The following is a 13,763-nucleotide window of genomic DNA, read 5'->3' on the forward strand; positions in this document are numbered from 1 at the left end:
TGGTTATCTCGTTCGTTGATCAATAAGGAACCGGGGCCGCGTGCCGCACGCCGCCGGCCTCGTCCGCGCGCATGCGTTGCAGCGCCCGCAGACAGTAGTAGCCGAACCACAGCGCCGAAAACACGAGGATGAATGCGTAAATCCAGATCGTCACCGCGGTGATGACCGGAAACAGCACCAGCAGCCACACGGACGACGCCCACAGCAGCGTCGGCAGCGAACCCATCAGACCGCTCGCGACACCGATCAGCAGCAGCGGCAAACGGAAGCGCCGCACGAGCGCGCGCCGCTCATCGCGCGTGGCGTGCAGTGCGAGCGCGTCGTACGTCATCACGCGGTAGGTCAGCCAGCCCCACAACAGCGGCGGAATCAGCGCGAAAAACGGCGGCACGAGCCACAGCGGCAGCGTCACGATCAGCAGCACGAGACATACCAGCGTCGTCCAGAGCGCCTGGCCAAGGCTGCCGTACCACGTTCCGCCGCGGCGCATTTCGAGACCAGGGAACTGGCGCGTCGACAGGAAGCGGATGACGGCCGGCATCGACAGCGTGGCGATCAGCAGCAACACGGTGACGACGATTAGCGGGATGGTCATCGCGACGACCAGGAACGGCGCGATGGCCGCGTGCAGCCCGGAAAAGCCGAGCGAGTCGAACAGATGGTAAAGCGTGACGGTGAACGACCAGCCTTCGAGCCAGCCGCGGGTCGCGCCGATCAGCGTCTGCCAGCTAAACCACAGGATCACGCCCCAGCCGACCGTCGCCGCGACGAACGGCATGAAGGTCAGCCAGAGCATGCGCGGGTGGAGCGCGCTTGCGAGCGCGCGCCCGAACGAGCGCAAAAGGTCATTCATGCGAGCCAGTGCCGGTGAGTGCAACGGTGAAATGATGGAGCGGCGCGGCGGTCACTGAACGTGAACCGTGCGCGCAAACGTGGACAGCATAAACCACGCGACGGGCCGCCGGGGAGACCGGCGGTGGATGGACAACGAATGGAGGACGATTGAAGAACGAATGAAGAACGAAGTCAGTCAGGCTCAGACCGCGGTGGCGCCGCCCTCGTCCCGATTGCCGCGCCGTGCGCTCAGACGCCGGCCGATGCGCACGAAAGCGAGCCAGTGCTGCGCCCAGAAGCCTTCGCCGTACGCGCGACCCTGCAACTGGTCGCTGATGCCGGTCGGCTCCATGTCGCGGCTCCACGACACGCTGCGAAACAGCATGTCCCACCACGGAAACAGCACGCCGAAGTTGCAGCCGTACTTCAGGCCCTCGTGACCGTAGCCGATCGCATGATGGCGCCGATGAAACGTCGGGCTCACCAGCAGCCGCTCGCCGAGCCAGCCGAAATGCAGGCGGATATTCGCGTGCTGCACGCTCTGCGCGAGATTGGTAATCGCGACCAGCACGACGAACTGCGACGGCGGCACGCCGATCACGAGCGCGATGACCGCGAAGAACGACGCCTGCAGCAAATCGTCGAGCAGATGGTTGCGGTCGTCGGCCCACAGCGACATCTGCTGCTGGCTGTGGTGCACCGCGTGCAGTTCCCACCACACGCCGATGCGATGCTGCCAGCGGTGATACCAGTAACCGGCGAAATCGAGCGCGAGCAGGTACATCACGAACGTGACGAGCGGCTGCGTCGTCACGCCCGGCCACAGGTTGTCGAACTCGATATTGGAGATGTTATGCAGGCGCAGCCACGCCTGCACATTGTCGAAAAACGGCTGCAGCGCGAAGAAGAAAAACAGGTTCAGGATGCCGAGCTTCGCGATCCACGTGTAGATCACGTCGACGCGCACTGCCTTGCGGTTGTCCCACTGCTCGACCGGACGCAGCGCCTCGAGCGGCCGCAGGATCGCATACATGGCCAGCACCTCGAGGACGCCCACGATCACCCAGTAAAGGCTGTCGTAGGTGTCTTCGTCGTAGTCCATCAGATCGAAGTGGAACAGCAGCGGCTGCACCACGTTGACGTACAGCAACGTCTGCGCGGCGGAGACGAAGTTGTCGAGCGAAGAGAAGATCAGATGGAACATGGTGCTGGTCGGTTACTTCTGTGTTTGCCGCTCGCTATCGTGGGTATTGCGCTGCGTACTGCGCGTATCGTGCCTCGCGTGCGGCGTGGCGCGGCATGGCTCGCTCCATTATCACGCGCCGTTGGGCGCTGTGACCGGCGCGCGATTAAAGAAATAGATGCCGTGCGGCGAGCGGCCGACGGCGATCGTCTGGATCAGCTTGCGCGTGCTCAGATCGATGATGCCGACGTGCTTCGCGAAGCGGAACGTTACCCAGAGATAGCGCTTGTCGGCGGAAAGTTCCATGTCGTCGGGCCCGGGCATCAAACCGGTGATGTCGCCGACGTTCGTGAGCGAGTCTTCGTCGATGATGCTGATCGTGCTCGCGACGCGGTTCGACACCGCGACATGCTTGCCGTCCGCCAGCGAGCGGAAGTTGTGCGCGCCGTTGCCCGTGTGGATCGTCTTGACGATTTTCTGCGTGTGCCAGTCGACCACGGCCACGTAATCCGCGCCGGTCATGCCGACCAGCAGATACTTTTCGCCCGGCGTCATCCACAGGCCCGCCGGCACCTTGCCGACTTTCATCTTCCACTTGACCGTTTGCGTGGCCAGGTCGATGGCGGCGAGTTCGCCGGACACCTGCAGCGTGACGAAGACCGTCTTGCTGTCGTTCGTGAACGCCATGTGGCTCGGCATGACCGCGAGCGGCAGACGCGACGCGAGCGCCATCTGGTTCTTCTGACCGTCGTAGTGATAGATGTCGAGACGGTCGAGACGCAGCCCCGTCGTGACGAGCCATTTGCGGTCAGGCGAGAAGCCGATCTGATACGGATCTTCGATATTTTCGACCCAGCGCTGGACCTGCCCTGTCTTCGGGTCGACGAACATCAGATTGTTCGATACCGAATTGGCGACGATCAGCGAGGAATTATCCGGCGTCACCATCAGATGATGCGGTTCCTTGCCCGTGGGCACGGTGCCGATTACCTGGCGGGTAGTCTCGTCGATGAGGCTCAGCGTGGCTTCGGCGGAATTCAGCACGATCACGTTGTTGGCGCGGGCTGCGGGAGAAAAAAAGCCTGCCGCGGCGGCGAGAGCGAAGCCTGCGGCGAACGTGGCTGTCACGCCAGGAAGAAAAAATTTACGCATGAAAACTCACTTCGGAGAACGACCGTCATTGTAGAACGTTTGCCGTGGCCTGCGGTTGACGCAGATCGGGGTTGCAGAGCGGGGAAAATCGAGGGCCGGATGAGCGCACCCGAAGCGCATCGCCGATAAACATGATCTGCAAGATCGAAAGGTGTCGTCCTAACTAGAAAATGTTGTCGTGAGAATATACTCAATAATCACGAAACAATTTAATACCAATAGAGAAATATCCTCTTGTCGATTAAATATCCAGCGAGATAAAGGCGCAAACTAAGAGCGTGGAAATTAATTTCGCGTAATTCGGATTTTGCTTATTTGCGCCGGCCACGCACGCCCGGAGAATCCCGCAGGCTCATCGTCCAAGCCATTCCAAAGGACGCAAGAGTGAGCGCGAATGGTCGGTCGTTGATAATCAACTGAAAATAGCGACCTTAATGAACGGCAACCAATATAAATCCAGCTATCCATAGCCGGCTTTTGTGCGCCTCATAATGGGCGATGAGACCCATTTCCGATTATCGCGCCCACTCCGTCCACGAAAATAACAGCGCGGAGTTTTTCCAAGTGAATAAAAGCTATCAATCAATCTGGTGTGAAACGACGGCAACGTGGGTAGCGGCACCCGAGACGTCGAAGGCGAAGACGAAGCGCGGTTCGTCGCGCAGGAAAGTCGTCGTGCAGGCAGTGCTGGCGGCGGCTGCGGTGTTGGGTGCGGCGAATGCAATGGCGGCGGGCGTCAATGCGATCGAGGCGGGAGTTGGCGCTAATGCAGCGGGAGACGGCTCGGTCGCAGTTGGTGTAAATGCGAAAGCCTTGCAGGTCAATGCTATTGCCGTGGGTGCAAATGCAATCGCTTCTGGCGGGAACTCCATGGCTCTCGGCATGGGCGCTATGGCAAGCGGCGACCTCTCGACCGCGATGGGCCTTGTCGCCACGGCATCCGGCGACGGCTCCACGGCCGTAGGAACGGCTTCAGTGGCTGCAGGTGTGCGCTCGGTGGCGACCGGGTTTTATTCGCAAGCCAACGGCAGGGACTCGGTTGCAGCCGGTACTGGAGCCGTCGCGGACAAAGATGGCAGCACCGCTCTAGGCAGCGCTGCGCAGGCAAATGCGACGCTGTCGACCGCGGTTGGCTACGGCGCAACCGCTGGGGCGGCCGGCGCTGTCGCGCTGGGCGTGGCTGCCAGGGCGTCTGGGAACAATGCGTTCGCCGGCGGTCCGTTAGCAACGGCTGGGGGCGATAACTCCACGGCCCTCGGCTACGCGGCAAGCACCAGCGCTCTGAATTCGGTTGCGCTCGGCTATGCAGCCACGGCGTCGAAGAACAACGCGTTTGCAGGCGGTGCGTCAGCAATGGCTGCCGGCGATAACTCGACGGCGCTTGGCTATGCGGCAAGCGCCAGTGCTCTGAATTCGGTTGCGCTCGGTTATGCAGCGACTGCGTCGAAAAACAACGCGTTTGCAGGCGGTGCGTCAGCAATCGCAGCGGGCGATAACTCAACGGCGCTTGGCTATGCGGCAAGGACCAGCGCATTGAATTCGGTTGCGCTCGGTTATGCAGCAAGCACGAGCGCTTCGAATTCGGTTGCGCTTGGGTATGCAGCGACCGCGTCCAGTAACAACGCGTTTGCCGGCGGACCGGCAGCAAACGCAGCGGGGGATAACTCCACGGCCTTGGGCTATGCGGCAAGCACCAGCGCATTGAATTCCGTTGCGCTCGGTTATGCAGCGACCGCGACAAGTAACAACGCGTTTGCTGGCGGTGCGTCAGCAATGGCTATCGGCGATAACTCCACGGCACTTGGCTATGCGGCAAGCACCAGCGCCTCGAATTCTGTTGCGCTCGGCTATGCAGCCACGGCGACCAGTAACAACGCGTTCGCCGGCGGTCCGTCAGCAATCGCAGCGGGCGACAACTCCACGGCCTTGGGCTATGCCGCAAGCACCAGCGCCTTGAATTCTGTTGCACTTGGCTATGCAGCGACTGCGTCAAGCAACAACGCGTTTGCTGGCGGCGCCTCGGCAATGGCTACCGGCGATAACTCGACGGCCCTCGGCTATGCGGCAAGCACGAGCGCCTCGAATTCCGTTGCGCTCGGCTATGCAGCCACGGCGACCAGTAACAACGCGTTTGCCGGCGGTCCGTCAGCAATCGCAGCGGGCGACAACTCCACGGCCTTGGGCTATGCGGCAAGCACCAGCGCTCTGAATTCGGTTGCGCTCGGCTACGCAGCGACCGCGTCAAGCAACAACGCGTTTGCCGGCGGTCCGTCAGCAATCGCAGCAGGCGACAACTCGGCAGCCCTCGGCTATGCGGCCTCGACAACGGGCTTGAATTCGGTCGCGATTGGCTATGGCGCTACTGCTTCGACCGACAACAGCGTTGCGCTGGGAGCTCAGTCAACGACGGGCGCGGATCTCACGAAGCCCGGCTATGTCCCCGCAGGCGCCGATCCGGCAACGATCGCTGGTATGAGTGCAAAAGGCGAGGTATCGGTTGGCTCTCAAGATAACGAGCGCCGCCTGACTCACGTCGCAGCCGGTGCGGACCCGACCGATGCAGTCAACGTCAGCCAGTTGCAGGCAGCCACTGCAAGCGCCTCACGCTACTTCAAGGCCAACGGCAACGGCCTTAACGATGGCTTAGACGACGCCTCGGCTACCGGCGCGAACGCTGTCGCGATCGGCAGCTCGGCGCTGGCCGCGGGAGAAGCAAGCTTCGCCGCCGGCACGAGCGCCCAGGCTCAAGGCAAATTCAGTACCGCCGTCGGCGGGTTCGCCAGCGCGACCAACGACGGCTCCACTGCCCTCGGCTACCAGGCCAACGCGGCAAGCGACAACGCCACGGCCATCGGTTATCAGGCAAGCGCACTCGCGACGAACTCGGTGGCACTCGGCCAAGGCTCGCTCGCCGATCGCGCCAACACGGTATCCGTCGGCTCTGCTGGCAACGAACGTCAGGTCACCAACGTCGCCGCCGGAACGCAGGCAACCGACGCCGTCAACCTGAGCCAGTTGCAAGCCGTCAGTACGAACGCCTCGCGCTACTTCAAGGCGAACGGTAACGGCCTTAACGACGGCACAGACGACGCCTCGGCTACCGGCGCGAACGCTGTCGCCATCGGCAGCTCGGCTCTGGCCGCTGGGGAAGCGAGCTTCGCCGCCGGCACGAGCGCCCAGGCCCAGGGCAAATTCAGTACCGCCGTCGGCGGGTTCGCCAGCGCGACCAACGACGGCTCCACTGCCCTCGGCTACCAGGCAAACGCGGCAAGCGACAACGCCACGGCCATCGGTTATCAGGCACGCGCGCTCGCACCGAACTCGGTCGCATTGGGCCAGGGCTCGCTCGCCGATCGCGCCAACACCGTCTCCGTTGGCTCTGCGGGCAACGAACGTCAGATCGCCAACGTCGCGGCCGGCAGCGCCGACACCGACGCCGTCAACGTCGCGCAGTTGAAAGCCGTGAGCGACCAGGGTGCCGCGACCGCCGCGAAGCTGGACGGCGCCGTGACGTACGACCGCAACGCCGACGGCAGCGTGAACAAAAGCAGCGTCACGCTCGGCGGCGAGTCCGCGAGCGGCGGCACGATCATCCACAACGTGGCCGATGGCGTCGCCGCTTCCGACGCCGTGAATGTCGGGCAACTCGATGCAGCGATCAGCGGCGCGGTCAACAACGCCGTCGTCAATGCGGCGAACCCGTTCTTCAGCGGCGAAGGCAATCGCGACACCGAGGGCGCCATTTCATCGGGCGTGCACTCGGTCGCAGGCGGCGCCAACGCACAGGCCACTGGCACGAACGCGAGCGCAATCGGCGCGAACTCGGTGGCAAGCGGCAACAACGCGAGTGCAATCGGCGCGAACTCGGTCGCGAGCGGCAACAACTCGACGGCACTCGGTGCGGCCGCCGCGGCAAACGCGGACAACTCGGTCGCGCTGGGCCAAGGCTCAGTCGCCAATCGGGCGAATACGGTATCGGTCGGCGCGGGCGGTCAGGAGCGGCAGATCACCAATGTCGCAGCCGGCGTGCAAGGTACGGACGCGGTCAACGTCAACCAGTTGCAGCAAAGCGTGAGCGGCGCGGTCGGCGAGGCGCATAACTACACCGACGACCAGATCCGCTCGGCCCGACGCGATTCGTATGGCGGCACGGCATCGGCGCTGGCAATGGCCGGTTTGCCCCAGGCTGTGCTGCCTGGCCACGGCATGGTCGCGATGGCCGGTGGCACGTATGGCGGCCAGTCGGCGCTGGCCATCGGCGTGTCGCAGTTGTCCGAGACCGGCAAGTGGGTCTACAAGCTGCAAGGCAGTACGGACTCGCGCGGGCAGTTCGGCGCGTCGCTGGGTGCAGGCATGCACTGGTGAAAAACAGCGTCGTGGAACCGGAGCACGGCCGTCCGACACCCACGACGCCTGGTGAAGCAAACGTAGTGTGCAGGTAGCCCCAAGCCCAGCTCCGGCTTGGGCACGTTTGCGCGTGATGCGCTCCTACAAGGAAAGCATCACGCGCCTTTTTCAGCATCGAAGAAGACGTGAAAGCGAGAGAGTTCGCGTTGCAGCGGCCCCCGCCCCGCACATAAGAACGAGGCAAAAACGCAGTGGCGAGCCAAACGATCGCACTATCGCACTACAAGAAGACGCCTGCTCACAGCCACTCACGGCTCATGCGAACGACGGCACAAACCTCGCGCCCCGGAAAATCATCGCGCTCCGAAAACTCAAGAACCGCCGCCCTACCTCACCGCTGCATCGAATCCCAAACCTTATAAAGCCGCTTGACCGACACAGGCATCGGCGTGCGCAACTCCTGCGCGAACAGCGAAACGCGCAATTCCTCCAGCAGCCAGCGGAATTCGGCAAGACGCGCATCCAGCACGCCGCCGCGCTGCGCGACCGCGCGCTGATAGTTCTGCAACAACGGTTGGAATTCGGCGAACTGCCGTGCATCGCGCGCCGGGTCCGCTTTCAGCTTGTCGATCCGCAGCGCAATACCCTTCAGATAGCGCGGGAAATGCGTCAGTTGCGAATACGGCGTATCCACCACGAACCGCTTGCCGATCAGCGCGTCCAGTTGATGCTGGATATCGGCGTACGCCGCCGTGAACGACTTCGCCTGCACGAGCTTTTTCAGCACGCTCGCGTATTCGCCGAGAATCTGCCCGACCAGCCGCGCAATCTCCTGAGCCAGCAACGTGAGCCGGCTGCGCCCTTCATCGCGGCGCGTATGGAAGCTCACGTCGTCGTCCGGCAACGGATCTTGCAGGCACGCACGATCGAGCGCGGTGTCGATCAACTGATCGCGCAACTCTTCCTGCGTGCCGCGCGTCATGAACTGCATCGCCATTTCGCGCAAGCCCGGCAGATTTTTCTCGAGATACTTGATCGGTTCCTTCAACTGCAAAGCGAATAGCCGACGCAGACCCGCGCGATGAATCCGCGCCGCCTCATCGGGCGAATCGAACACTTCGACATCACAATGCGTACCGCGATCCACTAGAGCCGGATAACCGAAAAGCGTCTGTCCGCCGCGGCGAATTTCGAGCAACTCGGGCAGCTTGCCGAAATTCCACGTCGTCAGGTTTTCGTACAACGCGGTGCCGCCGGCGCCTTGCGTCGCAGTCTGCGGCCCCGGCGGCGCTGCGCCCTTGCTGCGCGACGCCGCACCGGCCGGCGCAGATGCCGCCGCCTGGCCGCGCGTGCCCGCAACATCCGCGAGCGCCGCACCCGCCGCGCTCGACGCAATCTTCTGGAAATGCTGCTGCGCCTGCCCGCCGAGTTCCGCGCGCAACTGCGACAGGTTGCGGCCCATCGCGAGTTGCCGCCCGTGCTCGTCGACAACCTTGAAGTTCATGAACAGATGCGGCGGCAAGGTTTCGAGCTTGAAATCCGCCTGCTTCAGCGCGACCTGCTTTTGCTCGCGCACATCGGCGATCAGCGCTTCGAGCAAGCCGCCCGCGGCAAAACGCGGCGCGGCGTGCCGGTCGACGAAACCAGCCGCGTATTCCGGCAGCGGCACGCAGTGGCGCCGCAACTTCTGCGGCAATGACTTCAGCAGCAGGTGCGTCTTCTCCTTCAGCATGCCGGGCACGAGCCACTCGCAGCGCCGCGCGTCGACCTGATTCAGCGCGAAGAGCGGCACGGCGAGCGTGACGCCGTCGCGCGGCGAACCCGGCTCGAAGTGGTAGCTAAGCGCCATGTCGACACCCGACATCGTCATCCGTTTCGGGAACAGATCGGTCGTCACGCCCGCGGCTTCGTGGCGCATCAGATCGTCGCGCGACAGATACAGCAGGCGCAGTTTGTCCTCCGCCTGGCCGCTCTTTTTCACCTCGTCGCGATACCAGCGCTCGAACGCCGCGCCCGTGTAAATGCCCTTCGGCAGCGCCTGATCGTAGAACGCGAAAATCAGCTCATCGTCGACGAGCACGTCCTGGCGACGCGACTTGTGTTCCAGTTGTTCGATGTCGGCGAGCAGCTTACGGTTGTGCGCGAAAAATCCGAGCTTCGTGTCGAATTCGCCTTCGACAAGCGCGCCGCGGATAAACAGCTCGCGCGCCCGCGCCGGGTCCTGCTTGCCGAAGCTCACGCGGCGCCGGTGATAGATCGGCAGCCCGTACAAAACCGCGCGCTCGAAGGCCGACACCTGCGCCGCGCGCTTCTCCCAATGCGGCTCGGACAGCGATTTCTTCAGCAGATGCGCGCCGATTTTCTCGATCCACTCGGGCTCGATCCTCGCGATGCAGCGCGCGTACAGACGGCTCGTCTCGACCAGTTCCGCGGCCATCACCCACTTGCCCGCCTTCTTCACGAGCGCCGAGCCCGGCCACAGATAAAACTTGATGCCGCGCGCGCCGAGGTAATACGGCTCGTCGTCGGCCTTGAGACCGATGTTGCCGAGCAGACCCGTCAACAGCGCAAGATGGATCTGCTCGAAGGTCGCCTCGGCTTCGTTCAGACGCCAGCCGTGTTCGCGCACGACCGTCAGCAATTGAGAATGCACGTCGCGCCATTCCCGCAGACGCACTTGCGACAGAAAGTTCTTCCGGCATTCCTCGTGCAACTGCTTGTTCGACTTCTTGTGCGCGATGGCTTCGTCGAACCAGTTCCAGATTTTCAGCCACTGCAGGAATTCCGAGCGCTCGTCGGCAAAACGGCGATGCGCCTGGTCGGCCTGCTCCTGCGCCTCGATCGGACGGTCGCGCGGGTCCTGCACCGACAACGCGCTCGCGATGATCAGCACTTCCTTGAGCGACTGCTGATCGCGGGCAGCGAGAATCATCCGGCCGACGCGCGGGTCCAGCGGCAGACGCGCGAGTTCGCGGCCGAGCGGCGTGAGCTGATTGTCGTCGTCGACGGCCCCAAGTTCGTTCAGCAGTTGATAGCCGTCGGCGATCGCGCGGCCAGGCGGCGGCTCGATAAACGGAAACGTCTCGATCGCGGTCAGATGCAGCGACTTCATGCGCAGTATCACCGACGCCAGCGACGAGCGCAAAATCTCCGGATCGGTAAAGCGCACGCGGCTCTGATAATCGCTCTCGTCGTAAAGACGAATGCAGATGCCGTCGGCCACCCGCCCGCAGCGCCCTGCCCGCTGATTCGCGGCGGCCTGCGAGATCGCCTCGACCTGTAACTGCTCGACCTTGTTCCGATACGAATAACGCTTCACGCGCGCGAGGCCTGTGTCGACCACGTAGCGAATGCCGGGCACTGTCAGCGAGGTTTCCGCGACGTTCGTCGCGAGCACGATGCGGCGCGCGTTCGAGGTCCGGAACACGCGCTCCTGCTCGGCGGCGGAAAGGCGCGCGAACAGCGGCAGGATTTCCGTATGCGGCGGATGGTGCTTGCGCAGCGCCTCGGCGGCGTCGCGAATTTCGCGCTCGCCCGGCAGGAAGACGAGCACGTCGCCGGGGCCTTCGCGGCACAGTTCGTCGACGGCGTCGACGATCGCTTCCATCAGATCGCGGTCGCGCTCCTTGCCGGATTCGCGCGGGCTTTTCGGCCGGTCGCCACGCGACGCGCCAGACGTACCCGACGAGCCCGACGTGCCCTGCGCCGCCTTGATCGCCGGGCTTTCTTCCGCGACCGGACGGTAGCGCACTTCGACCGGATACAGCCGCCCGCTCACTTCGATCACCGGCGCGGGCTTCTCTTCGCTGCCGAAGTGGCGCGCGAAGCGGTCGGCATCGATCGTCGCCGACGTCACGATCAGCTTCAGATCGGCACGCTTCGCCAGGATTTCCTTCAGGTAGCCGAGCAGGAAATCGATGTTCAGGCTGCGCTCATGCGCCTCGTCGATGATCAGCGTGTCGTACGCCTTCAGCAGCGGATCGGTCTGCGTCTCGGCGAGCAGAATGCCGTCCGTCATCAGCTTGACGGATGCACCCGGCGACAGATTGTCGGTGAAGCGCACCTTGTAGCCGACCACTTCGCCGAACGGCGTGCCGAGTTCCTCGGCGATGCGCCGGCCCGTCGCCGAAGCGGCGATGCGGCGCGGCTGCGTGTGGCCGATCAGACCGGCGCCGCCCGCGCCGAGACCGCGCCCGAGCGCGAGGCAGATTTTCGGCAACTGCGTGGTCTTGCCCGACCCGGTCTCGCCGGACACGATCACCACCTGGTTTTCGGCGATGGCCTTCGCGATTTCATCGCGGCGGGCAGATACCGGCAGCGCTTCGGGGAAGATGATCGGCGGAATCGGGTTCGGCTGGACGACACGCGGCTCGCGTGGCGGACGCGGCGGACGGGCTCCCTGTGGCTGACGTGGCGCGCGCTGCTGCTGCGGCTCACGTGGCGCGCGCTGCTGCTGCGGCTCACGTGGCGGGCGCGGCCCACGCGGTTCTTGCGGCTGGCGTGGCGCACGCGGTTCACGTGCTTCACGCGGCTCGCCTGCTTCGCCAGACCCACGCGATCCGCGAGACTCAGCATGCTCCGCTTGCTCGGCGCGACTTTTTTCCTTCGCGGACGCCTCGCCGCCAGACACGGCACGATTCGGCTCGCGCGCCTTGCGGGGCACGTCCGGCTTGCCGCGGTTCGCGTCCTGGTCGGCGCGGCGCTTCGCGTCGCCGGCCTTCGTTTGATCGGCGGCCGGCGCCGCATTCTCGTTCGCCGCGGCGGGACTTTTGGGTACATTCGACATGGGGGCGCATTATAATCCCGGGCATGAATTCCCAAACCGACCTCGTCCCCGCGCCCGCGAGCGTTCCGGCCCCCGACGGAGCAACGGAACAGCTTGCACAGCACGCGCAATTCGTCGACTGGATGCGCTCAGTCGCCCCTTATATCCACGCGTTCCGAAACAAGACGTTCGTCGTCGGTTTCGGCGGCGAAGTGGTGCATCAGGGGCTCCTGAATGCGCTCGTGTCGGACATCGCGCTGTTGCAGGCCATGGGCATCCAGATCGTTCTGGTGCACGGCTCGCGTCCGCAAGTCGAGGAGCAGATGAGCCTGCACGGCGTCGAGTCGGAGTTTTCGCACGGCATGCGCATTACCGACGCGCGCGCGCTCGAATCCGCGAAAGAAGCCGCCGGCGAAGTGCGCCTGGACATCGAGGCGGCCATCAGCCAGGGCTTGCCGAATACGCCGATGGCGCACGCGCACATCAGCGTCGTGTCGGGCAACTTCGTGACCGCGCGGCCGGTCGGCATTCTCGACGGCGTGGACTTCGCGCACACCGGCGTGGTGCGCAAGATCGACGCCGATTCAATCCGTCATTCGCTCGCGAGCCGCAAGCTCGTGCTGCTGTCGCCGCTCGGTTTTTCGCCGACCGGCGAGGCCTTCAATCTCGCCATGGAAGACGTCGCCTCCGCGGCGGCCATCGCGTTACGCGCGGACAAGATCGTGTTCCTCACCGAAACGCCCGGCCTCATGCAGGCAGGCGAAGACGGCACGGAACTGATCCGCGAACTGTCGCTCGACGACGCGTACAAGCTGCACGAAAGCGGCGAAGTCACCGGCGACGCGGGCTTCTATCTGAAGCACTCGATCCGTGCATGCCGCGGCGGCGTGGCGCGGGCGCACATCATCCCTTACGCGCTCGACGGCAGCCTGCTGCTCGAACTGTTCCTGCACGACGGCGTCGGCACGATGATCTCGTACGAGAATCTCGAAAGCCTGCGCGAAGCGACACCGGACGACGTCGGCGGCATTCTTGCGCTGATCGAGCCGCTCGAATCGGACGGCACGCTGGTGCGGCGCGGGCGGCATCAGATCGAACGCGACATCGACCATTTCTCGGTCATCGAGCACGATGGCGTGCTGTTCGGCTGCGCGGCGCTGTATCCGTACACGCAGGAACGCATCGGCGAAATGGCGTGTCTGACGGTGGCGCCCGAAGCGCAAGGCACCGGCGACGGCGAGCGTCTGCTCAAGCGCATCGAGCAGCGCGCGCGGGCGCGCGGCCTCACGCGCATCTTCGTGCTCACCACGCGCACCGAACACTGGTTCCTCAAGCGCGGCTTCGTCAAGGTCACGGTCGACGACCTGCCCGAAGACCGTCGCCGGCTGTACAACTGGCAGCGCAAATCGCTCGTGCTGATGAAACAGCTCTGAGCGGTCGCCAGCAGCGACTGCCCGTTCAATCGAATTCACTAACCCCTTT

6 protein-coding genes are annotated in these 13,763 nt (G+C 64.0%); 2 read left to right on the plus strand and 4 right to left on the minus strand.

Annotated elements, in window-relative coordinates; all coding sequences use genetic code 11:
• Positions 1-19: 19 nt before the first annotated feature.
• From P0D87_RS08120 to P0D87_RS08130, 3 genes are all read right to left on the minus strand, one after another.
• Entirely contained in the window at positions 20-853 is an 834-nt protein-coding gene (locus P0D87_RS08120; RefSeq protein ID WP_006051240.1) for an EI24 domain-containing protein, read from the minus strand.
• 183 nt (positions 854-1,036) lie between these two features.
• Positions 1,037-2,038 carry a sterol desaturase family protein gene (locus P0D87_RS08125; protein WP_053858454.1) on the minus strand — a complete coding sequence of 334 codons (1,002 nt, stop codon included), beginning with the start codon at positions 2,036-2,038 and terminating at the stop codon, positions 1,037-1,039.
• Positions 2,039-2,149: 111 nt separating this feature from the next.
• Entirely contained in the window at positions 2,150-3,169 is a 1,020-nt protein-coding gene (locus P0D87_RS08130; protein ID WP_006051238.1) for a YVTN family beta-propeller repeat protein, read from the minus strand.
• Between the two features lie 498 nt (positions 3,170-3,667).
• On the opposite strand from P0D87_RS08130, the gene P0D87_RS08135 reads away from it, so the two are divergent.
• Positions 3,668-7,534, plus strand: coding sequence for a YadA-like family protein (locus P0D87_RS08135; RefSeq protein WP_053858455.1), 3,867 nt, complete (start codon positions 3,668-3,670; stop codon positions 7,532-7,534).
• A 373-nt stretch (positions 7,535-7,907) separates the two neighbouring features.
• Here the strand turns inward: P0D87_RS08135 and hrpA are convergent, their stop codons facing one another.
• The gene (hrpA, locus tag P0D87_RS08140; protein ID WP_053858456.1) at positions 7,908-12,302 is read right to left on the minus strand and encodes an ATP-dependent RNA helicase HrpA; all 4,395 of its coding nucleotides are present in this window, start codon (positions 12,300-12,302) and stop codon (positions 7,908-7,910) included.
• A gap of 23 nt (positions 12,303-12,325) precedes the next feature.
• Between hrpA and argA the strand changes: the two genes are divergently transcribed.
• Positions 12,326-13,714, plus strand: a complete 1,389-nt coding sequence (argA, locus tag P0D87_RS08145; protein WP_006051235.1) for an amino-acid N-acetyltransferase — start codon at positions 12,326-12,328, stop codon at positions 13,712-13,714.
• Positions 13,715-13,763 lie beyond the last annotated feature (49 nt).

Origin of the sequence: Paraburkholderia sp. RL17-368-BIF-A, from assembly GCF_046054045.1 — a bacterium.
Lineage (GTDB): Bacteria > Pseudomonadota > Gammaproteobacteria > Burkholderiales > Burkholderiaceae > Paraburkholderia > Paraburkholderia graminis.